The organism is Ignavibacteriota bacterium, from assembly GCA_016218045.1.
Taxonomy (GTDB): Bacteria; Bacteroidota; Ignavibacteria; order SZUA-365; family SZUA-365; genus JACRFB01.
In genome coordinates this window covers 24,187-48,094 of the sequence record JACRFB010000015.1, presented here as the reverse complement: position 1 = coordinate 48,094, position 23,908 = coordinate 24,187, and the positions used below count along the sequence as shown (strand labels likewise).

The 23,908-nt window shown below is 61.7% G+C and carries 15 protein-coding genes and 1 tRNA gene; 8 read left to right on the top strand and 8 right to left on the bottom strand.

What is annotated here, in order from left to right; genetic code table 11:
• Positions 1-10: 10 nt before the first annotated feature.
• From HY962_05260 to HY962_05230, 7 genes are all read right to left on the bottom strand, one after another.
• A complete protein-coding gene (locus tag HY962_05260) occupies positions 11-3,133 on the bottom strand; it encodes an efflux RND transporter permease subunit (protein MBI5646321.1) in 3,123 nt (1,040 codons plus the stop codon).
• A gap of 59 nt (positions 3,134-3,192) precedes the next feature.
• Positions 3,193-4,347 (bottom strand): efflux RND transporter periplasmic adaptor subunit, encoded by a 1,155-nt coding sequence (locus HY962_05255; protein MBI5646320.1) that lies wholly within the window; start codon positions 4,345-4,347, stop codon positions 3,193-3,195.
• A 4-nt stretch (positions 4,348-4,351) separates the two neighbouring features.
• Positions 4,352-5,584, bottom strand: coding sequence for a TolC family protein (locus tag HY962_05250; GenBank protein MBI5646319.1), 1,233 nt, complete (start codon positions 5,582-5,584; stop codon positions 4,352-4,354).
• Between the two features lie 28 nt (positions 5,585-5,612).
• A complete protein-coding gene (gene ychF, locus HY962_05245; protein ID MBI5646318.1) occupies positions 5,613-6,695 on the bottom strand; it encodes a redox-regulated ATPase YchF in 1,083 nt (360 codons plus the stop codon).
• 90 nt (positions 6,696-6,785) lie between these two features.
• Positions 6,786-13,508 (bottom strand): SBBP repeat-containing protein, encoded by a 6,723-nt coding sequence (locus HY962_05240; protein MBI5646317.1) that lies wholly within the window; start codon positions 13,506-13,508, stop codon positions 6,786-6,788.
• Positions 13,509-13,686: 178 nt separating this feature from the next.
• The gene (locus tag HY962_05235; GenBank protein ID MBI5646316.1) at positions 13,687-14,964 is read right to left on the bottom strand and encodes a citrate (Si)-synthase; all 1,278 of its coding nucleotides are present in this window, start codon (positions 14,962-14,964) and stop codon (positions 13,687-13,689) included.
• Positions 14,907-15,080: a BC10 family protein gene (locus tag HY962_05230; protein ID MBI5646315.1), complete on the bottom strand. Its 174-nt coding sequence runs from the start codon at positions 15,078-15,080 to the stop codon at positions 14,907-14,909. The genes HY962_05235 and HY962_05230 overlap by 58 nt, the downstream gene beginning before the upstream one ends.
• A 120-nt stretch (positions 15,081-15,200) precedes the next feature.
• Between HY962_05230 and HY962_05225 the strand changes: the two genes are divergently transcribed.
• From HY962_05225 to HY962_05190, 8 genes are all read left to right on the top strand, one after another.
• Positions 15,201-15,608, top strand: a complete 408-nt coding sequence (locus tag HY962_05225; protein MBI5646314.1) for a (deoxy)nucleoside triphosphate pyrophosphohydrolase — start codon at positions 15,201-15,203, stop codon at positions 15,606-15,608.
• Between the two features lies 1 nt (position 15,609).
• Positions 15,610-16,587, top strand: coding sequence for an A/G-specific adenine glycosylase (locus tag HY962_05220; GenBank protein ID MBI5646313.1), 978 nt, complete (start codon positions 15,610-15,612; stop codon positions 16,585-16,587).
• Complete coding sequence (locus HY962_05215) at positions 16,584-17,222, top strand: N-glycosylase/DNA lyase (protein ID MBI5646312.1); 639 nt, start codon at positions 16,584-16,586, stop codon at positions 17,220-17,222. Before HY962_05220 ends, HY962_05215 begins: the two co-directional genes overlap by 4 nt.
• Positions 17,219-18,073: an ABC transporter ATP-binding protein gene (locus HY962_05210; protein MBI5646311.1), complete on the top strand. Its 855-nt coding sequence runs from the start codon at positions 17,219-17,221 to the stop codon at positions 18,071-18,073. Before HY962_05215 ends, HY962_05210 begins: the two co-directional genes overlap by 4 nt.
• A 1-nt stretch (position 18,074) precedes the next feature.
• Positions 18,075-18,551: a transcription antitermination factor NusB gene (gene nusB / locus HY962_05205; GenBank protein ID MBI5646310.1), complete on the top strand. Its 477-nt coding sequence runs from the start codon at positions 18,075-18,077 to the stop codon at positions 18,549-18,551.
• 9 nt (positions 18,552-18,560) lie between these two features.
• Complete coding sequence (locus tag HY962_05200) at positions 18,561-19,901, top strand: MFS transporter (protein MBI5646309.1); 1,341 nt, start codon at positions 18,561-18,563, stop codon at positions 19,899-19,901.
• A 73-nt stretch (positions 19,902-19,974) separates the two neighbouring features.
• Positions 19,975-20,048 (top strand) — tRNA-Pro (locus HY962_05195).
• 19 nt (positions 20,049-20,067) lie between these two features.
• A complete protein-coding gene (locus tag HY962_05190) occupies positions 20,068-20,547 on the top strand; it encodes a putative metal-dependent hydrolase (GenBank protein ID MBI5646308.1) in 480 nt (159 codons plus the stop codon).
• Between the two features lie 227 nt (positions 20,548-20,774).
• Here the strand turns inward: HY962_05190 and HY962_05185 are convergent, their stop codons facing one another.
• Complete coding sequence (locus HY962_05185) at positions 20,775-23,903, bottom strand: DNA polymerase III subunit alpha (protein MBI5646307.1); 3,129 nt, start codon at positions 23,901-23,903, stop codon at positions 20,775-20,777.
• Between the last annotated feature and the right edge of the window lie 5 nt (positions 23,904-23,908).

Sequence of the window (23,908 nt, the reverse complement as noted above, 5' to 3'; positions counted from 1 at the left end):
CCCGAACGTATCACCAGAACGACTTCGGCAGAACGATGCGGCGCAAGGTCTGCATGCCGCTCATCGAGGGTTCCACGCGTCGTTCAATCCACGCATAGAGTGTCGGAAGCACCAGCAACGTGAGAAGCGTCGATGTAATGAGACCGCCGATCACCACCGTGGCAAGCGGCCTCTGCACCTCGCTGCCCTGCGACGTGTTCAGCGCCATGGGCAGGAAGCCCAGACTCGCCACAAGGGCCGTCATCAGCACCGGACGGAGGCGGTCGATGGAGCCCTCGGTCACCGCCTCATCCAACGGACGACCGGTATGGCGCAGGTGATTGAGGTGTTCCACCAGCACAACGCCATTCAGCACAGCCACGCCGAACAGCGCGATGAACCCGATGGCGCTGGTGACACTGATGTTGAGTCCGCGCAGCCACAAAGCGATGAGTCCGCCGCTCAACGCGAAGGGCAGATTCGTCAGAATAAGCATGGCGTGCCGCAGTTTGCCGAACATGGTGAAAAGCAGCAGGTAGATGATGAGCAGTGCAAGAGGCACCACAAGCAGGAGGCGGCTCATCGCGCGCTGTTGATTCTCGAACTGTCCACCGTACTCGAGGAAATAGCCTGGAGGCAGCTTCAGGGAGGTCCCGATGCTCGCGCGCAGATCCTGTACGTAGCTGCCGACATCACGATCCGCGAGATTGATGCCGACCACCATGCGGCGTTGTCCTTTTTCGCGACTGATCTGCACGGGCCCCTCCACCGCCTCCACGCGGGCAAGGGAGGAGAGCGGGACGCGTCCGCCGGACGGAAGATCCACCAGCACGTCGCGTATCGCCTGTATCGAGTTGCGGTGCGCTTCACCGAGGCGGAGCACCACCGCCGTGCGGCGCGTGCCTTCGAGCACCTCCGACACCGCCTTGCCGCCTATCGCCATCTCCACAACGTCGAGCACGGCGGCCGCATCGAGTCCGTAGCGGGCAAGCTGTTCCTGATCCATGGTGACGTCGAGGTAGGTCTGCCCCGATGTCTGTTCCACTATCGCATTGCCCGTGCCTTCGATCGATGACGCGAGCGCCGAAATATCGCGGGCCACCGCGTTCAAAACATCGAAGTCCTCGCCGAACACCTTCACCGCGATGTCCGACTTGACACCGGCCACGAGTTCGTCCACACGCATGGCTATGGGCTGTGTGATGTTGTAGCTGATGCCGGGCTCGCGCGCGACGATCTCCTCGATCTGCGCCCCTATGTCGGCCTTGGTCACGCCGTCCCGCCATTCCTTGCGCGGACGAAGCATGATGAAGCAGTCCGTCTCATGCACGCCCATGTAGTCGTTCGCAAGATCCGGCCTGCCGGTTTTGAACACCGCGGCGCGCACTTCCGGAATGGCGCGTATTTTCTTCTGCAGCGCGATTCCCCTTTCCACTGATTCCGACAGCGCGACACTCGGAAGGCGTTTGACTTCAAGCAGGAAGGAGCCCTCGTCCAGCTCCGGCAGGAATTCCGACCCGAGAAAGCCGAGCAGCAGCAGCGATGCCGCGAGTACGCCGAACGCCGTACCGAACGTGCGGCTGTAGTGCCTCAGCGACCAGACCAGCGCGCGACGGTACAGCGGCGTGAGGTGACGGATCACGATGTTCTCGCGAATGCGCTCGGGCACGGTGAGGAAAAACGACGAGACGACGGGAACGAAGGTAAAAATGAGAATAAGGGATCCGAGTATCGCAAATCCCACCGCGTATGCCATCGGTGCGAACATCTTCCCTTCCATGCCCTGGAAACTCAGGATGGGGATGTACACCATGAGTATGATCAGCACGCCGAAAGTGATCGGACGCGCGACCTCCTTCGTGCTCTCGGCGATGATGTCGATGCGCCTGCGCGCGAGTCCGCGTTGCGCCTGCATCGACCGCACGTAGTTGTCGATCAACACCACGGCGCCGTCGACGATCATGCCGAAATCGAGCGCTCCGAGACTCATGAGATTTGCGGAAAGGCCCAGCCACTCCATCCCGATGAAGGTGAAGAGCATGGCGAGCGGGATCACTCCCGCGACGATCAGCGCCGCGCGCCAGTTGCCGAGGAAGAAGAACAACACCACGATGACAAGAATACCACCCTCGATGAGATTCGTTTCGACCGTCGCGATCGTGTTGTTGACGAGTTCGGTCTGATCATAGAAGGAACGGATCACAACACCGGGAGGTAGAGAGGCATTTATCTCCTCGACCTTGGTCTTGATCCGCTCGATCACATCGCGGCTGTTCTGGCCGCGAAGCATCATCACGATGCCCGTCACAGCTTCGCCCGAGCTGTCCTTTGTCACCGCGCCGGCGCGCGTCTCGGGGCCCACGCGCACATCAGCCACATCGGAGATCCGCACAAAGACGCCACCGCGCGACGAGACCACCAGACGACGCAGGTCGGCTTCACCCGCGAGATATCCCAGACCCCGGATGATATACGACTCGCCGTTCGCCTCGAGGAAATTGCCCCCGACGCCCAGATTGTTGCGCGCCACGGCGGCCTGGACTTCCTCGAGCGTGAGTCCGGCCGCGGCCAGTTTCTCCGCGTCCACCAGGATATGATACTGGCGCACAAATCCGCCGAAACTGTTCACTTCCGTCACGCCGGGTATGGTCTTCAACTGCGGCTTGATGATCCATTCCTGAATGCTGCGCAGCTCCATGGCGCTGCGATCGGCGCCCTCGACCACGTACTGGTATATCTCTCCGAGGGCCGTCGAGATCGGTCCGAGCACGGGTTGATCCGCGCTCTCCGGCAGTTCCGACCGCATGCCGCTCAAGCGCTCCGAAATCAACTGCCGCGCGAAATACACGTTGACGCGGTCCTTGAACACCACCGTCACAACGCTCAGCCCGTGTTTCGAGATGGAGCGGACTATCTCGACATCGGGCAAACCGTTCATCGCATTCTCGATCGGATACGAGACGAAACGTTCCACGTCGAGAGGCGAGAGTGTCGGCGCGGTGGTGATGACCTGCACCTGATTGTTGGTCACGTCGGGAAACGCGTCGATGGGAATTTTCTGCAGCGCGATAATACCCAGCCCGACGATGGTGAGAAGAAAACCGATCACAAAGAGCCGGTTCTTCAGCACAAAGTTGATGATGCGCGCGCTCATGCCCGCTCAGCCCCGGATGCGCGATGTTTGGTCGTGATGCCGCAACAACGTTGCATGGCTCACTCCTCGTCCTGCGCGACTTTGAGCATGGATTTCAACGTGAATCCGCCGCGGCGGACCACAATATCACCCGGCTGTATGCCCTCGCGCAGGTCCACGCGGTCGTCGTGTTCGGCTGCGATGCGCACCTCGCGGTAGAGGAAGGTGCTGTCGTCGCTCCGCACAAACACGAAGGCGCGATTTCCGTCGCGCACGAGCGCCGAGGACGGGATGGAGAGCGCCGCGAGCCGGTCGGTCGCGATGATCAGGGTGCCGGGCAGATTCGGACGCAGGAGTCCTTTGTTGTTTTGAAAGGCGCAGCGCAGCGGCAGCGCGCGCGAGGCGGGATCGAGGACCGACCCGACATCGCTGACACGTCCTTGAAAGCTCTGTTCCGGATACGCGCGGGTTTCGAAAGTGACGGAGAGTCCGGGATGCACCAGGTCGATCTGCTCGAGGAACACTCCGCCTTCGACCACTGCCACCGACGGATCGACAATGCTGACAAGATCGGCGGCAGCGTCGGTGCGCTTGCCGATATTGGCATGAACCGCGCTCACAACACCCGTGATCGGCGCGCGCAAGCGCAGAAGTGTTTCGCCCTCACCGGGAGCGCGCAGCAGCGCGTCCAGATCCGCCTGCGCCATGCCCGCGCCGGTCAGGCGTTTCCGCGCGGCAAACACGCGCATGCGCGCTGAGACGGCCGCACTTTCCGCGTTTTGCAGTTCACGATCCGAAGCCACCTTTTCGCGATGGAGCAGTGTCACCCGCTCGGCCTCCGCGCCTGCAGCGCGCTCATCCGCCATGGCGCGAATACATTCGGCGACCATCTCGCCGAGGGCGGGACTCTCGATTTCGACGAGCACCGCACCCTTCGACACGCGCGCCCCGAGCCGCGCATGAATGGCGCGCACGCGGCCCTCCACGAGCGACCCCACGGTGGCCGAACGCGACGGATCGAGTATCACGGTTCCGGGCACACGAATGCTCCGCGATCGCGAGTCCGCATCGACGGTGTCGAATTCGAGTCCGATGCGCGCGCGCGTGTCGGCGTCTATCTGCACACGGTCGGCGAGGGACTTCTCCGGAGCCGCGTCCTTCGTCTGTCCGGAATCCCCCCCGCCGCAGGCGGCGAGGAGCAGGAGCGATACAAGAGCTGCGTTTCCGATTTTCATGATGTTATTCGTTGATGAGGGTTGAGCCGCTTGTCCGTTCGTATTCGGCGACGGCTCTCCCGAAATCCAGGAGTGCGTCGAGATACGCGAGTTCCATTGAATGCGCGCTGCGCAGCGCGTCGAGCAGTTCCATGTACGAGATCCGGCCCGCTGCAAACGAGACCTCCGCAGCGTGGAGGATGTCGCGCGCGTCCGTTTTCACCATGTCGGCATAGGTGCGCGCGGCGTTCCGGCTCGCGCGTAATTCGCCCAGTGCTGCGAGGTGTGCATCCATCCACTCGCGTTGAGCCAGCGTCGCAGCGGTCTCCGCCGCACGCGCCACGGCCTCGGCCTCTTCCGCCCTTCCCCTTTCACCGAGCAGGAACCACAGCGGCACCTGGGCCGAAAACTCCGCACCCCAGAACCAGCCCGCACCCACGGCCTCCTGCCTGAACCACGAGGCGCTGAATCGAGGAAGATACTCGAGCCATCGCCACGACGCGTCACTGCGCGCCGCCCGCGCTTCGTCCAAAGCCGGATCCGGCGGCGGATATCCTGTCACCTGCGGATCACCGACTGCGAGCACTGCCTCGAGATCCGTGTGCTGAAGATTGCCGGCCGAAAGGTCGGCGTTCCCCATGAGCAAACGCAGCCGGCGCTCGGCGGAGATCGATGCTTCCTCCGCGCGGGTGTACAACACGCGCGCATCCGCTCGCTCCGCGCGGAAGCGCAACTCCTCCAGTCGGGAGGCCTGTCCGGCCGCAGTACGCTTGGAAGCAAACGCCGCGAGAGTGTCGAGCCGCATTTGATTTTGCAACAGGATCTCGCGTTTCCGAAATGCGACCGAGGCCTCGGCGAATGCCACAATGGCATCCGCGCGTGTTTCGCGGCGGGCGCGTGCAAGACGCAGCACATCGGCACTCTCGAGATGCCGGTACTGCCAGGCGCGCGCACCGATCAGCAGCGGAATGTCGAAGGACTGGCTGATAGTGTAATACCGCATCATGCCGTCGCCGATGCCGCCCCGGCCGGGAATTTCCTCCTCGCTGTACGAGAGTGTCGGACTCTCGGGCGACAGCGCCTGCAGTCGGCGCGCGCGCGTGGCGTCGGCGCCCGCCTCAGCGTAGAGTATGCGTGGATGTGCCGCCTCAGCGCGGCGTATCACGTCGCGCAAGCCGAGGGTCTGTCCGCGCCCGGCAAGCGGGAGAACGGCGGAGAGCAGTAACAGTGTTGGGAGGAAAGGTGCGTGTCTCTTCATTGATCGCGGCGTCCTGCGCTGCCCTGTGTCAGCCGTGACGAATAAGCATCATGTCGCCATCCTTGACGACGTACTCCTTGCCTTCAAGGCGCCAGTGGCCCTTGTCCTTGCAAGCAGCAAGAGATCCGAGCGCGACGAAGTCGTCGAAGTGCACAACCTCGGCGCGTATGAACCGGTTCATGAGATCGGTGTGAATCACGCCTGCCGCTTCCTGCGCGCTGGTCCCGCGGCGGATTGTCCACGCGCGGCATTCGTCCTCGCCGTACGTGAGGAAGGAAATGAGTCCGAGCATGCGGTAGGCCGCGCCGATGATGCGCACGAGGGCCGATTCCGTGATGCCGTAATCGGCCATAAACGCGCCCGCGTCCTCGTCCGACAATTGCGCGAGTTCCATCTCGACCTTGCCCGAGAACGCATCCACCGCAATGCCCGCGCCCCCGAAGGCGGCGCGCAGCGGTTCTATGTGTGATTCACGCGAGGTGATGGCGCTCTCGTCGAGATTCAACACGGCAAGCAGCGGCTTCTCCGTCAGGAATTGATAGCCGCGGATGGCGCGCTTTTCGTTCGGATCGAGTTCGAGCATGCGCAGCGGCATCTCCTGTTCGAGCGCGGCAAAACCCTTCTCGAGCACCTGCAATTCGAACTTCTGCTTCTCATCCTGCGTCTTCTGAATCTGTTTGCGCAGCTTGTCGATGCGCGACTCCATCATGGCCAGATCACTGAGCAGAAATTCGGATTCAAGGATCCGAATATCGCGCGCGGGATCGATGGAACCCTCGGGATGCGGATACATGGGATCGTCGAATTGACGGACGACATGGATAAAGGCGTCGTTGGTTTTGACGCTGCCGAGGAAGGCGCTGGTGAACTGCGTCGAATCGCGGTCGCCCTTTTTCAGGCCCACCACGTCGACAAACTCGGTGGACGTGTACACCTTCTTTTTCGGATTGAAAATCCCCGCCAATGTGTCGATGCGCGCGTCGGGAACCTTCACCGTGGCGATGTTCGATTGCTGGCGGTGCGCCGCCCCTTCATCGAGGTGCGTGCGTGAAAGCGTCTGGAATAAGGTCGATTTGCCGCTGTAGGGCAGGCCGACGATGCCTATCTGCATGGAGTGTCCTGGAACTCGTACTGGGAGGACCGGACCACAAAAAGCGGCCCGGAAAACACCAATATCGCAAATTCCGCGGAGACTTCGTAGTTATTTGAGAACCACGAGGCGCAGGTCCGCGCGTAAAGTACCTGTCAGCAGCACGCAGTAATACGCGCCGCTGGCAATGTTGGAAGCGTCGAAATACACCTGATGTCCGCCCGCGGCAATGAGGCCGTTGACAGGTTCCGCCACACAACGCCCGAACGAATCGTAGATGCGCAGCACGGTGTACCCGGTCTCGACCGTGTTGAACTCGAGCCGCGCGCCGGCATTAAAGGGATTGGGCTGCGCCCGCAGGGCGAGGGTCTGCGACATATCGACAAGTCGCGCCCCGCCCTCCTCGCACACCTTCACCCGCAGTTCGCCGCTGTTCGTGCGTACGCTGACCGGAGCGCCGGACCAGACGAAACTCTCGACGCGTATTTCGCTGCGCTCGACCGCGCCCAGCGCCACGATCGCATCCAGGAACAGCAGTGAGTCCCCCGCTCCTGTATCGCGTCCCGTGAGTGTGACATGCCGCAGCAGACCCGTGTCCGCAAAGGCGACGTTCTGCGGCACCAGGAGATCCGCCCGGAACGACACGCGCGTGGTGAACGAGGAAAGACCGCGCGCGAAGTTCTGCGTGTTCTGCAAGACGAGCGGTATGCGGATGCGGTCGCCCGGAGCCGCCTCGATGTGCGGCACACCGATCACGGTGGATGCCGTTGCGGCGGGAGTGTAGGGGAACGGCAGGGATCTGTTCGCACAGCCGAAGGTGTTCGCAACTTCCACGACGTACGCGCCGGCCTGCGCGGGTTGCAGGGTCCGCGCGCTTTCACCGGGCAGCAGGACGCCGTCGCGATACCAGCGATACGTATCGGAAGGATCCGCGTACAGCGTGTCGCCTGAAAGCACGATGCGCGGCACGGCGGGTCGGGGATACACGACAACCCGCAGCGTATCCGTGATCCCTTCGCAGGTTCCCGCGCTGTCGACGCGCAGGAAGTACACACCGCTCGTGCGCACAACGATGACGCGCGTGCTCGCACCATTGCTCCACACGTATCGGTCGTACACTCCGTCAGCGCTCAGTGTCACACTGTCGCCTTCGCAGAATGACAGCGGACCCGATGCGAGGATGCGCGGCAGGGCTTTCGGAAGGAAGAAATACTCGTCCACGCTGGAAAGACCCGTGCATCCGTTGGAATCGAACACCGCGACGGATACTGAAGCGCGGGCACGGAGAACGATCTGCGCGGTGGTGTCGCCGGTGGACCAGCGGTAGCGCGCGTACGGCCGCGCCGTTTGAAGCACGATGCTGTCGCCGAGGCACGCAGTGCGACCGGGCGAGGCCTGTATCACAGGAGCTGGTTTCGTCGACACGGCGACGCGTACAGTGTCGGAAACACCCGAACAGCCGCGCCCGTCGGACACTTCGAGCGCAAAGGCGCCGCTCGTGTGTATGCGCAATACACGCGTGGTGTCGCCGGTGGACCAGCGGTATGACGTGTATCCGTCGGGACCCGAGAGGACGAGTGTGTCACCCTCGCAGAGTGTCGCATCTCCGGCGGGATCGAGCGCCACCTGCAGCGTGCTGCCCACGTCCACAACAATGGACGCGCTGGCATCGCAGGGTCCGGGTGCGTCAACATCGAGCGTGATTGTGTGTCGTCCCGCTGTTGCGAAGGTGAAACGCACCGTGGTTAAACCCGTATCGTCGAGCACGGTGCCGGGTCCGGCCCAGCGATATCTCGCGCCGCCTGTTGCTCCGACGGTGTACTCGGCTTCGGATCCGATACAGACATTGCGCGGTCCGCGTATGATCGTGTCGGGTCGCGCGTGCATCAACACCGCGGCTGTATCGGCCGCCCGGCAACCGGCTCCGGCGCTGACAGTCAGAATGTACAGGCCGCCGCGTTTCACGAGTATGCTCTCGGTGGTGTCGCCAGTCGACCACAGGTACGACGGCTGCGGGCTGTCGGAGCGGAGGCGCACGCTGTCGCCTTCGCAGAATTCCAGAGGTCCGGACGCGACGATGGCAGCAACGGGACGTGTCATGCCGCGTATCTCAACATCGGTCGAGACGCCCTCGCAGCCGATGCTGTCGCGCACTGTGACATGATATCGCGCTGCCGTGGATATTGCCCGTGCGAGAATGGCGCGTGTGGTGTCGCCCGTGTTCCACCGGTACATCGCGTACCCGCCTCCCGCGTCGAGCAGAACCGAGTCCCCTTCGCACATATCCAGCGGTCCCTCAGGGAACACACGCGGGGCGGGCGGCTGCTGTACCACAAATGAAACCGCAGTCGAGGAGCCCGAACATCCACCGGCGTCCTCGACACGCACGGTGTAGGAGCCACCGCTGCGTATCACGATGCGTCGTGTGGTGTCGCCGGTGTTCCAGCGGTACGACACGTACCCCTCGCCTGCGTCGAGTGTGGCGCTGTCGCCGGCACAGAATCGCGCTGCGCGGTCGGCCGTAATGCGCGGCGTCAGCGAGGGAGCAACAAGCACTTCGATGATAGTGTCGGAAGCGCATCCCGTGCGTATATCGGTGACGCGCACTTGCACACGACCTGTCAGCGGATTGTTCCAGCGCACGGCCAGGGTGTCGCCCGTCAAGGACGACTCCGCCATGCCGCCCGTAATGGACCAGCGCACGGTCTGTTCCGATCTGCGTGTCGCGTGATACAGCGCGCGCGTTCCGATACAGACCGAATTCGGACCGGCAGCGGCAACCACGGGCCGGGAGTTGAATGTGACCTGAAGCGCGGCCGACGTGTCGGGGCATACACCCGAACGCGATGCCACAAGCCGGTAGATGCCGGAAACTCGGGCGCGGTACACGGATCCGGTGTCGGGCATCAGGACGCCATTCAGCAACCACTGATACTGGACTCCGGATTCTCCCGCCGAACGCAGTCGTATCGTGTCGCCCTCACAGCCAGGATTCGCCCCCTGCACGGTAAGCGCGGTAGTGGGACGAGCGGCAAAACGCACCGGTAGCGCGGCCGAGAGAACCGTGCAGCCGAAAGGACTGCGCACACGCGCCGAGTACACACCCGATGTGCGGACGGTTAATGTGTCGGATACAGCCCCGGGGATATCGGTGCCGTCGCGCAGCCATTGCAGGTCCGATGCAAACACCTTCACCGCGCGCAGCACCACGCTGTCACCCGCGCAGGCGTCGATCTTGTCGGAAGAAATGTTGATGGCAGGCCGCGGCTTCACATCGACGATAATATCTCCCGAGGATGTGGTGCACGTGGGTGTCGCGGTGAAAATTACGGAGAAGACCCCCGGCTGTGCTGTCGCAAAACGCGGCTGCGTCGCGCCGGGAATTGGTGTTCCGTTGCGATACCACTGTATCGTCCACGATCCAGGCGGATCGGCGTTCAAACGCACGCTGTCGCCCTCGCAGATGGTATGTGGCCCTGCGGGTGATACCCGCGGCTTCGGGACCGTGTCGGTGCTGACCAACATCACTGGCGATGTGGATGTGCAGCCGGCCTTTGTTGTCACCACCACCGTGTATTCGCCCGCATCACGCACGCGCAGCGACGACGACACGGCCCCGGGTATGGCGGTGCCGTTCCTGCGCCATTGATACGTCTGGCCCGCCACCACCGAGGTCTGCAGCAGAACCGAGTCCCTGTTGCAGAGCGCATGGGGGCCGGGTGGTGTGACACTCGCATCGGGTTTTGGGAACACACGCACACGCACTGGATTCGACACGGCGGTGCATCCGTTGGGCGACTGCACCTCGATGTGGTACAGCCCGGCCACTGTCGCGCGCAGCGTGGCGGAAGTATCGTCGGGCAGGACGACGCCGTCTCGTTTCCACTGTTTGATGTACAGCGGATTGGCGGCGGACTGCAGCGTCGCGCTGTCACCTTCACAGATCGACACGGAGTCGAGAGGCGTGACAAGCACCGTGGGCGCATCGTCGAGTCGTACCCGCACACTCCCCGATGACAGCGGGCAGCGGTTCTGATTGATGATCATCACCGAGTACAGTCCGGAATCGCGCACGGCTATGCAGGACTGCGTTTCGTTCGGGATGGCGAGACCGTTGCGCTTCCACTGATAGGTGTATGTCGGTCTGTACACCGCGCAGATGCGCACGCTGTCGCCCGTACAAATGGTGGTCGAACCCGTGACCTGCAGGGCCGTGTCGGGCAGTGCGAAGATTACGATCTCGCTGCCGTTGTCGGCGCTGGTGATCTGCGGAAGGGACGATACGATTCGAACGCGGTAATTGGTTCCGGTCGGCGTGTTCGTAGGCACTGTACCGATGACGACGCCCGAGGTCGTCGACAGGACCTGACCGATCGAGACCGGTGTGGCCCAGCTTGCCGCGCCATTCGACAGTTCGAGCGTGAACATGTTCATCGGCTGATAGGAACCCGCCGCGGCGTAATACACCGTGATTGTCTCGCCTGCGCAGAGTGTGTCCTTGTCGACGTACTGGATAAGAATGTCGTTGCCCGATGAACTCCCGAAAAATCTTGCAACAAAACCGTCCTGCTGTCCGCCGAGAATCAACTGATGCGCGCTCGTTGTGGCGATGAATGCGCTGCTCGATGTGCTGCCGCAGATGACGGGACTTCCGCCCGGCATAAGCGCGATGCCGAAACCTCGATCGTCGGATCCGCCGCCGTAATATGTGGCCCACTCTATTGTGCCGGATGCGTCGAACTTCAGCAGCATCGCATCGAGCATGCCGCCAGGATTCCCCTGATGCACACTTCCGGTGGCGATACCCGTGCTGCTGTTGGTCCAGCCCGTGACAAAAATGTTGTCGCTGGCGTCCACCGCCAGACTCGACGCGTCGTCCTGCGACGCGTCGCCAAGATATGTTCCCCAGTCCTGGCTCCCCGTGTCAGGAAATTTCGCCAGGAAGCCGTCGCCGTTTGTCTGATATGTGCTCTTGTATGAACCGGAGGTCGCGATGCCCGTGGTGCTGTTCGTGCCACCGACAAGGAGGAGGTCGCCGTTTGCATTAAAGGCGCAATCGCGGCCGACATCGGTCGAGGTGCCGCCGAAGTATGTGGCCCCGGAGAGAGCGCCTGTCGAGGTGAATCGCGCGATGAAGGCATCCTGTCCGCCTGCGATGGCGGCTTGCATAGCACCGGTCGTCGCTATGCCGGTGGTGCTGCTGGTCAAGCCGGAAACAAGCACGTCGCCGGAATTGTTGATATCACACCCGAGGGCCTGATCGTCGGCCGAACCCCCGAAGTAGGACGACCAGGTACGCGCACCCGCGGTGGTGAAACGGAACACGATCCCGTCCCCCGCTCCGCCGCCGGGCGATCCCTGATGTCCGCCGCTGGCGAGGCCTGTGCTCCCGGTGGTCGTGCCCACGGTCACGATCTGTGCGTTCGAGTTCATCGCGACATCGAAAAGGTAGTCCGACGATGCGCCGCCGACGTAGCTGCTCCATGTGCGCGCGCCTGCAGCCGTCAATTGGAATATGAGCCCGTCATATGTGCCGCCGCCGTGGACAGTCTGGTAGACACCCGACGTCGCAATAGCCGTCGTGCTGGTAGTCACACCGGCAACTACGATCGTGTTCGCCACCTTTGCCGAGATGGCGTAGGCCGTTTCCGATCCACCTCCGCCGAAATACGTGCCCCATTGACGCACGCCTGACGAATTGAATTTCACGACATAGGCGTCGCCCATGCCGGTGTAGGACGATTGATACGTACCCACCGTGGCGATGTTTGCGGAACTGAGAGTGGTGCCGGCGGCGTACACATTACCGCTCGGATCTATGGCGACACCGTTTGTTTCATCGGAAAAGGAACCCCCGTAATACGTAGCCCACATCAGTGTCGGATCGATCACAAGCACGGAGTCGCCCGTTGGCGCATCCGCGGTAAATCCGATCATTCCCGACTCGCGCTTGTAACCGCACGACACCTCGCGTGATTGCGCGGGAAGCGCTGTCGAATTTCCGTCCGGCGTCCGCACAGAGACATAGGCGAGCGGTATCTGCTCCACAATGCGTCCGCCCTCCAAGGGCAGTGTCAACTGCCGTGACGCATGGTTTCCGTTTCCGAAGGTGTTTCCCTCGATCGCAGGCATCGCGCCATTGTATTTCAGGCGGATCATGGATGGATCTGCGCCCGGATGTACAATAAAATTGTATTTCAGATTTACTGATCCGGTATTGTTCCCCGCCTTCGACACATGGAATTCGAGATCGATGCCGGGATACACGTCGCGATACCGCACACCGCCGAAACGGACCACGTGTCTTACGCCCTGTTCTCCGAGGCCCTCGAGATAGTAGTGATCCGTGTCGGTTTTTCTGTCGAAGCCCTCCGGTGTACACGTGAACGATGCTCCCACCAGTTGCACATCCACTCGTTCGACGGTCACGAAATATTCCGGAGGAGGTGTGTGACCGTTGTCTCCGGGTTGTATGCCCTTGCCTGACGCTTCCGAGATACCCTCCGGATTTTTCCGTTCGTAACGCAGCAGTTCGTAACTGAAACCGTTGCGTGACAGTTGAAGATGGAAACCGGATTCGGCGTACAGGAAGTGCAGATCATCCCGCGCCGCACCATCTTGAGCACGGATTTGACCGCGGTTCTCGACAAAGGCCGGCGGACGCAGAGCCGACGTGGCGACGGAGGCCGGGGAAATTCCCGCTCCGTCAGGAATGCGCCGCGCACGCTGCGCCGCGGCGGGCACATTATCCGCGTATGCTGCGAGTGAGGTGGCGAGTACGAGCAGAGCGGCGTAAGCTAGGATGCAGTTGTATTTCTGGCGGGCGACGGACATGCGGAAACACCGTTCGGTAAGCGTGGGGAACAACTCCATTCAACTTGGAAATATCGCGTTTCTGTGGGTGCGGTCCAATGTGTACCTGATTGTCCACCACACCTGTCCATTCGCGCAAAAAAAACTCCGCGCCGGGTCGCGGCGCGGAGTGTATTTGCAGCGGAACGTATTTGAACCGTCAGCCGGCAACCGTCTTTTTGATCCACGAGGTCGGAACCGATTTGGGCCGTGTGATCGGGTAGCCCATCGCGCGATTCACAACCGCCTGTGCGGTGATGCCGAGCGCGCGACTGACGCTGAACAACACTGTGTAGTAGTCGAATTCCACGAGGCCGTAGTGATACAGGAGCGCGCCGCTGCCCGCGTCGACATTAGGCCAGGGATCCTTGATCTTCTGGACCTGGCGCAGCACATTCGGCACCGTGTCGAACACGTTCGACACGATCTGGAATACGGGATCCTCGGGCATGTACTTCTTGCCGAAGGCGAGGAACGCGTCGAAGCGCGGATCGGTGATGCGCAGCACAGCGTGACCGTAACCCGGCACAACCTTGCCGGATTCCAGCGTTTCCCACGCAAACTTTTCGAGCTGCTCGGCAGTCGGAACGCCGTTGAAACGCTCCTTCGTGTCGAGCACCCACTTCAGGCACTCCTGATTCGCAAGGCCGTGGAGAGGACCCGCGAGGCCGTTGAGTCCGGCGGAGAGCGAGTAGTACAGATCCGACAACGCGGAATTAACCGTTGCGGCCGAGAAGGCGCTCACGTTGCCGCTCTCGTGATCCGAATGAAGGACGAGGTAGAGCTGCATGAGCTTTGTGAATTCGCCGTTCGGATCGCCGAGGCCGAGCTGATGCACGTAATCGCCCGACCAGTCGCGCGTGGGATCGGAGGTGATGCGCGCGCCCTTGCCGAAACGCTTGCGGTAGATGCCGCCCGCGATGGCCGGCAGCTTCGCGACGATGTTGAGGGCGTCTTCCAGCGTCGCCTTCCAGTACTCGTCCTTCTTCATACCCGCGTTGTAGCGGCTGGCGAAGACGGACTCCTTCTGCATGATAAGGATGGCCGTGTTGAACATGGCCATGGGATGGGAATCCGCCGGCATGGCGTCGAACACGTCCCACACGTACTGCGGGACTTCCCCGCGGGCGCGCAGTTCCTGCTGCAGTTCGGCGAGTTCGGCCTCGTTCGGCAGTTCGCCCGAAAGGAGCAGCCAGTAGATCTCCTCGGGAAGTTTTTCGGTGAGATGTTTCAGTTCGATCCCGCGGATGATGAGTCCTTTGTCGGGGGGAACTTCCGAAGTGTCGCACACGAGGCCTTTTACGCCGCGCATGCCGCCATAGACCTGGGCCACGGTGACGTCGCCGAGCACCTTATCGCCGTGATCCTTGACAAGTGCTTTTACCTCTGCGCCTGCCGCCGCGTACGCCGCTGCAAGCTTGTCATACAGTAAGGACATGGATCAACCCTTATGGTGAAAGAGTGAAGGAAGAGAAGATTATTGGGATGGGAAAAGTACCAAATGGCGCGCCGAGAGTCAATTACCCTGTACCGGCAAACATGCGGGACGCAAATGGCCTTGAATCACACAAGGAAATCGGTATATTCGGTCTTTCGGAGTGACGCGACACAGAGCGCCTGGCGGCCGGACCGACGCGCGGTCGACGTTCTCATTACTCACCGGCAACGAGACGTATGTCCATGTACGGAGACAGTGAAGCCCCGGTTCGTGTGGCGGCTGGCATCATAAAAAAAGGCAATGATGTCCTTTTATGTCAGCGCGGCATCAATCACCGTTATGGTTTGAAGTGGGAATTTCCCGGGGGGAAATCGTACCCCGACGAAAGCATGGCGGAATGCCTCGAACGGGAGCTGGACGAGGAACTTGGAATCGTCCCGACTGTCGCGCGGGAGCTCAAGACGGTGCAGGCCGATTATTTCGACGGCGGGAAGTTTCTCATCACTTTTTTCCTCGTGACCGATTTTACCGGCGAGATACGCAACAAGGTATTTGAACGCGTGGAATGGGTGCCGGTCGACCGCGTGGCGGAATACGACATGCTCGAGGGCTCCTTCCCCATTCTTCCCTACCTCCAAGCGTAACATGACGGCGGCCGGCGTCCCGCGCGGCGGCACCGACAGACGCGCGTCGACGCTGCATCGGCTGCTCCTCCGCTGGTATAGGAAACACGGGCGTCCGCTGCCCTGGCGCATCGAGGGCGATCCCTATCGCGTTCTTGTAAGCGAGATCATGCTGCAGCAGACACAGGTGGCGCGTGTGCTCCCCGTCTTCGATGCGTGGATGGAGCGCTTCCCCGATCCCGCGGCCCTCGCAGCGGCATCGAAGCGCGACGTGTTGCTCGCATGGGCGGGACTCGGGTACAACCGCCGCGCCCTGCACCTCCACGAAGCGGCACGGATACTCACGCTGGAACACGCGGGACGGGTGCCCGACGACATCGAGGCCCTGCGCCGACTGCCGGGAGTGGGCCGATACACCGCTCACGCGCTCGCATGTTTCGCCTTCCGCAAGCGCGCGGCGGTGGTGGATGTGAATGTGCGTCGGATTTTCTCGCGCCTCTCGGTACGACGAAGCGACAGACATGATCTTATGCAGGAAAAGGATTCGTGGACGCTGGCCGAACTGTGGCTTCCCGCCCGCGCCTACTACGATTGGAATCAGGCGCTGATGGATCTTGGCGCCATGGTCTGTACCGCGTCATCACCCTCGTGCGGAGAGTGTCCGCTGCGCGGTGTATGCCCGTCCGCGGGACGGATCGGCGCAACGCCGCGGTCCGGACGCGGCGACGGAACGGTGCCGCGGCGCATCCATCGCGGACGCGTCCTTGCGCTGCTGCGGTCGTATCCGGGGCACAGCGCACCGCTGCTCGAGGTGGGCCGTTCACTCGTCGAGGATTTTAGCGTGCTGCACATTCCATGGCTTATGGACATCGTGGCGACCCTTCAGAAGGACGGACTCATCGAAGCGTGGAAGCACGGAGTTTCTTTTGTAATCAAAGCCGAGGAGACCCTTCCGTCCACACGCGCGTGTTCCACGATACAGATCCGGCTCCCGGAATGACATCCATCGACACAGCACACATAGACGAATTGCGCGGAATACACACGGAGGTGCGCGCACGCGCGCGCGCGCGGCTGAAGGAATTCCGTGCTGTGCCGCGCGAGCGGTACTTCTACGAATTGTGTTTCTGTCTGATGACACCGCAGAGCAGCGCCGTGCAGTGTTTCGCTGTCGCGGAAGAACTCGAACGCCGCGGATTCCTCGAGGCGGCTTTCGATGCAGCTCCGCTGCTGCGGTCACACGCGGGCGGGTACGTTCGTTTCCACAATACGAAGGCGCGGCATCTCGCCGAGGCGCGCGAGAATTTTGCGGCCGTGCTGCACCTGCTCGACACGATTCCACAGGCCAAGGATGTGCGCGACGCGCTTGTCGCCGACATCAGCGGGCTCGGCATGAAGGAGGCCAGTCACTTCCTGCGGAACATCGGACGCCCCGGCTGCACCATCGTCGACAGGCACATACTGCGCAACCTCGTGCGTGTCGGCGCGCTCGACGAGTGGCCGCGCAGCATCTCACGCACGCGGTATTTGCAGATCGAGGAAATCTTCGAAGATCTTGCCGCGCAGTGCGGCATTCCTCCCGACGAACTCGATCTCGTGTTGTGGAGCCGGGAGACCGGGGCTATTTTAAAATGATGCAAACACCCCGTGATACAGAACAGGCCGCGCCGTCGCTCGTCTTCGAGGATGTGTGTTTCGGTTTCCGCACCGAAGACGTCGTGTCGAAACTCTCCTTCTCCGTGAATCCTGGGGAGCTGCTGTGTATCGTGGGACCCAACGGCGCGGGCAAGACGACGCTCCTGCGGCTCGCCACAGGATACATCACGCCGCGAGCCGGACGCGTGTCGCTCGACGGCAGGGACGTGTCCTCTTATTCCGCCCTCGAACGAGCGAAACGCATCGCCCTCGTGCCGCAGAGTGAACCGCACACATTCGCGTTTACCGTCCGCGAACTGGTCCTTCTCGGCCGTTATCCGCACGCGGCGGGCCTTGGCTTCGAAAGCGAGGACGACACCGCCGCCTGCGACGCGGCGCTGCGCGCGACACAGCTTGCTTCACTCGCGCGCCGGCCTGTCACACATCTTTCCGGAGGCGAACAGCATCGCGCCGCTATCGCGCGCGTCCTGGCGCAGGACACCCCACTGCTGCTGCTCGATGAGCCGAGCGCGCACCTCGATCTCCGCCACCGCATCGCGTTGTTCGAGCTGCTGCGCGAGCTCTGCAGTCGCGGGCGCTGCGCGGTATGCGTGACACACGATCTGCAGTTCGCCGCTTCCTACGCGACACGGGTGGCCCTGCTCGTCGGCGGCACGATACGCGAGATTGGCGCGCCGGGCGACGTGCTGAAGGAATCACTCTTGAGTTCCGCGTTCGAGGCCCCCGTGCGTGTGTACCGCGACGAAAACGACGGCCTGATAGTGGTGCCCGGCGCCGCGCCCGCTGCCTCCGATTTCATCGGGAGCGATTCGCGTGATATTTTGACATGATATGACGACACACACACACGGCAGACAGACAACCAGGCGCGATGTGCGCGAGCGGGCAATGCAGGTGCTCTACGCGTACGAGATTTCGCAGGAGCCCATCGAAATGCTGATGGAAACCATCGCGGGCATCGAGCTGGACTCCGAACCGGAACTGTACACCTTCGCGCAGCAGCTTGTCTACTCCGTTCTGAACCATCGGCACGAAAGCGATCCCGTGATCAAACGTCTGACGGCGAACTGGGATTTCGAGCGTATCGCCGTGCTCGACCGCATCCTGCTTCGGATGGGCTTCTGCGAGTTCATGTACTTTTCCGACATTCCCGTCAAGGTTACCATCAACGAGTACGTCGACATCGCGAAGCGCTACAGCACTAACAAAAGCAGCGGCTTCCTGAACGGCATGCTCGACGCGGTGCTTCAGGACCTGCGCGGCCAGGGCCTTGTGACCAAGACCGGCCGCGGGATAATCGGCGCGTAGTTTTTTATCATGAGGATCGCGACGAAGCCCCATCCGCTGCACAAGCAGCGTTTCGGATGGTACATGTACGATTGGGCGAACTCCGCCTTCGCCGTGACAATACTCGCCGCCCTGTTCGGTCCCTATCTCGACAAGGTTGTTGTTCCCGCAAGCGGATACGTCCTTCCGCTGATCGGCACAACGCCGCTGAGCGCGACGTCGCTGTACGGATACGCGCTGGGGATTTCCGCCTTTGCCGTCCTGCTCTCGTCCCCCGTGCTCGGCGCCATTGCCGACGCCGGTTCCTCGCGCAAACGTTTCCTCGCCGTCTTTGCCATCCTGGGATCGACCGCATCCACTTTGTTCTTCCTCGTCGGGCAGGGCGACGTGGCGCTTGCGCTCGGCCTCTTTCTGGTGGCCAACTTCAGCTTCGTCTCAGGCAACGTGTTTTACGACTCCTTCCTGCCGCATCTCGCGGGACCCGAGGAACAGGACGCCGTCTCCGCGCGCGGGTATGCGTACGGCTACGCCGGCGGCGGGCTGCTCTTTATCCTGCACCTGCTGCTCGTGCAGTTCCACGACGCCGTGGGCATCAGCGATGTCACCATGGCGCTTCGTATCTCGCTCGGCAGCGTCGGCCTCTGGTGGGCGGGCTTCTCCCTCATCACCTTCCATCATTTGCGGGAGGACCACCACGACGGCGTCCGGCAATCGTGGAGCGCGCTCGCAAGGGCCGGCTTTGCGCGTGTCGCGCGCACCGCGGGTATCGTCGGAAGAATGAGGCAGCTCGTGCTGTTCCTGCTTGCGTTCATGGTGTACAACGACGGCATACAGACCGTGATCGCGATGGCCACGGTGTACGGCAGCGACGAGTTGCATTTCGACACTCTCACACTCATGGGCTGCCTGCTCATGGTGCAACTTGTCGGTGTTGCTGGCTCGCAGATGTTTGCACGGATATCCAAACGCACTGGGACAAAAAACGCGATCCTGCTCTCGCTGCTGATCTGGACCGCAGTGGTGGTATACGCCTACTTCATGAGTCAGCCCTTCGAATTCTGGATACTCGGCGGCGTTGTCGGACTTGTACTCGGCGGCAGCCAGGCGCTGTCGCGTTCGTTGTACAGCTCCATCATTCCAGTGGAAGCAGCCGCGGAGTTTTTTGGTTTCTTCTCGGTGTTCGAAAAGTTCAGCGCGATATGGGGGCCCATCGTGTTTGCAGTCGTACGTCAGACCACCGGATCCTCGCGCGACTCCATCATTTCGCTTGTCGTCTTCTTCCTCGTCGGCGGCATCGCGCTGCTCTTCCTGAACCTCAAAGCCGCGCGGGCCGAAAGCGTGGTTCTGGCGGACAAGATAGCGGGCGTCTGAGTGCCGCCCGTGACACATGAGCGAGGAACCGATTTCGCATTTCGGTGAAATCGACGTACCTTGTTATTTCCCCCGGGGAGTAGCGTAGCCCGGTATCGCGCCTGCTTTGGGAGCAGGAGATCGTCGGTTCAAATCCGGCCTCCCCGACAATACACAAGGAGCAACTATGATCGACGCAGGACAGCGGGCCGATTACGCGCGCGCCATTCGCCAACTACCTTCTTTTGCGCGTGAAGCAGTGCACGGTTTCACCGAGGAACAACTTGACACACGCTACCGCGAGGGGGGCTGGACAATACGGCAGGTGCTCCATCACCTCGCCGATTCCCACGCAAATGCCTACATCCGCTTCCGGCTCATCCTCACCGAGGACAATCCGACCTTGAAGCCCTACGATCAGGATCTGTGGGCCGCGCTGTCCGATGCCGCGCACGCTCCCATCGCAGCTTCGCTCGCGATGCTCGAAGGGATACACGACCGCTGGTCGCGCCTCATTGAGACGCTTGATGAAGCGGCCCTCGAGCGCACGGCCTTTCATCCTGAGAATGGAACGATGACGGCCATGGATGTGCTGCGGACCTATGCGCGGCACGGCGAGCATCACGTGCGGCAAATCTCGGATTGCCGGATGGTCAAGGGGTGGTAGAGCGCTAGATAGTAGATGGTAGTTGGGTAGATGGTAGATGCTAGATCGGTCTACTCTGTCCGTGTGAGGAGTCAGGATACAGGAGGAAGGAGGCCATCAAGCCAAAGTCTGTCTCCTGTCTCCTGTCTCCTCACTCACGTAGAGCAGATCACGCACCTACCAGCTACTGATCTACCAACTACCATCTACCATCTACCCAACTACCATCTACCATCTACCTTCCGCTATTACGAAGCCAACCTCTCGATCTTCTCCGCAACGACGTTGATCACGCCATATTCACGTGCGACGCGGCCGGTGACCAGATACGGTCCGGCGCTGCGGAGGAGATGCCCGAATTCGTGATAACATTTCGGAAACACGACCACATCGATCATGCCGGTGGAATCGTCGAGGTTCATGAACATCATTCGTTCGCCTTTTTTTGTACGCGACATTTTCGCGGCGACCATCCATCCTCCCACCGACACCCTGCGTCCGACCAGTGAGGCCAACTCACCCGCCCGCTTTGTGCCCGCCAGTTGTTCGCGGAAATTCTCGAGCACATGCGCCGACACGGTGTACGAAAACGTCTCCAGTTCTATCTCCGCAATCTGCGTGGTGCTGTAAGGCCGGAGACCCGACAGCTCGTCGTCGAACAGCGGCCGCTCGAGCGGCAGTTCGGGCGTACCTCCCGCTCCGCCCCTGGCGAGGAAGAGGCGCGCGAGCACCAGCATCGCAGGCCGCTCGCCACCCAGACAGTCGCATGCGCCGCAGCGTATCAGTATACACGCATCCTCGAAGGTCACACCGCCGCGCGCCAGGAAGTCCTGTATGTCGTTGAAGCGCCCGACCTCCTGCCGTGCCGCGAGCAGGGCCTGCTCCGATCTGTCGGACAGTCCTTTGACGTGCAGAAAGCCAAGCTGTATGGTGCTTTCGTCGGGACATGTGTGCAGCGTTGCACTCTCGTTCACACTCGGCAGGAGAATGCTAATGTTCAACCGACGGGCCTCCTGCACATATACCTCGGGCCGGTAGTATCCGCCCTGATTGTTCAGTACGGCGCAGAGGAAATAGGCGGGATAATGCGCCTTGAGATAGGCCTCCTGGAAAGAAAGCACCGCGTACGAGGCCGAGTGGGCCTTGCAGAACGAATACCCGGCGAAAGATTCCATCTGCCGCCAGATCTCGGCGGTCACGGACTCGTCGATGCCCCTGGACGCACAGCCGCGGAAAAAACCGTCCTTGAGCGCGCGCATCGCGTCTTGCGAGCGCATCTTGCCCGACATGGCGCGGCGCAGCACGTCGGCTTCGCCCAGCGACATGCCGCCGATAAAATGCGCCACCTTGATCACATCCTCCTGATACACCATCACACCGAAGGTGCTGTGCAGCAACTCGGCCATTTTCGGATGTGGTGGTCTTATTTTTGACGTATCGTGGTAGCGCTCGATGAAGGCCTGCATCATGCCCGATTGGGCCACGCCGGGACGGATGATGGAACTGGCAGCCGTGAGCATCTCGAACGTGTCGGTGCGGAGTTTTCGCAGGAGCTGTATCATGGCGGGCGATTCCACATAGAAACAGCCGATCGTCTTGCCCTCGCGCATGATGCGACGTGTTTCCGCATCCTCGCAGGCGTTTGTATACCGCAGCACCGGCGGCGTGTGCCCGTGTTTCTTCTCGACCGCGCGCATCGTATCCTCGAATGTCCCGAGGCCGCGCGTCGAAAGGATGTCGAGTTTCTCGAGGCGCCAGTCCTCTATCGAGAACATGTCCTGCTGCGTGATACGGACGCCCTTCGGCGCAATCTGCGTGGCCGTGTACCGCGTCATCTTCTCGGGAGCGAGGATGACTCCGCCCGAGTGTATACCATAGTGGTTCGGGAAATCGAGTATACGCGTGGCGAGCGCGATCCAGCGCGCGCCGTATTCCGATTGCAGTATGACGCCTGCATGGCGCCGGAACGGGGACTGCGGATCGTGCAGATCGCGCGCAGAGCCGTAACTCGAGAGCAGGGACGTGCATTGTTTCACCTCGGCCTCGCTGTACCCGAGCGCCTTGCCTGTTTCGCGCATCGCTCCGCGCGGACTGTAGGTCGACAGCGTGCAGATCATGGCGGTGCGTTCGTGACCGTATTTTCCGAGCACATAGTCGATCACGTCGTCGCGATTCCGCCACGAAAAATCGATGTCGAAGTCGGGAGGAGATTTCCTCTCGGGATTCAGAAATCGTTCGAAGAAGAGATCGAGTTCGATCGGATCCACATTGGTGATCTCGAGGCAGTATGCCACGATGCTGTTCGCGCCGGATCCGCGGCCCACGTACGGATAGTTCCTGTGTTTCGCGTAACGAACGAGATCCCATGCCACGAGGAAATAGTCCGCGAAGCCCAGCTCGGCGATGATGCGGAATTCCTTTTCAAGACGGTCGTGCACATCCCTGCCTCCTGCGGGATACCGGCCCGCCGCGCCTTTTTCCGCGAGGGCGCGGAGCTGCATGTGTTTCTCGTCGGCCGTGCGGTTTCCGAATGTTGTGAACTTCGATGTGGTGAAGTCCAATTGCAGGTCGCAGAGCGCGGCGATACATGCGCGATTCTCGAGCGCCGTCGGCAGCGAGTGGAACAACGCGCGGGTTTCCTCCTCCGACATAAAATACTGCGACGGGTGCGCCACTTCGGTGTCGTCGAGTGTTCCCATAGTGGTATTGGTTGAGATCGCGCGCAGCACGGAATGCAGGGTGCGGCCTCCCGGTTCGCCGAAGTAGACGTCGTTTGCCGCGACGAGCGGCACACGCAGCCGTTCCGCGTCGCGCAGCAGCGCGGGCCAGCGCGACTCGCGCGCGGGCACAAGTTCTGCGTACAAAGTATCCCGGGCGCACAGCGGCCGCAATGCCTCGAGCACGCCGCGGTCCTCGGTCATCACCACCAGGTCGTCGCTGACAAACTCCTCGAGTATGTCCACAAGTTCGATCCGTTCAGATCGGCCGTTCCGCGCGGGCGCATCCGCCTCAGCGACAGACCTGCGGGCCGCGTCCGCGCGCAGCGTTGCATCCTCGGCCCATGCCGCGTCTTCCGTGATACGCGCCGGGGGCTGCTGCGCCGCCGCGTGTGTGACGACCTCGCAGAGCCGCTGGTATCCGTCCCAGTTGCGCGCCAGAAGCACGGCGCGTGAGGCGCCCGCGCGAACATCGGCCCCGACTATCGGCTGTATCCCAGCCTCGCGGCATCGCGTGACAAATTCGGTCGCTCCCGTCACGTTGTTTGTGTCGGTGAGCGCCAGCGCGGCATGACCGTTGCGTTGTGCATACGCGACGAGACGCTCCAACGAGAGCGTCCCGGCGAGAAACGAATAATAACTGTGCGCATGCAGGTGCATACCTG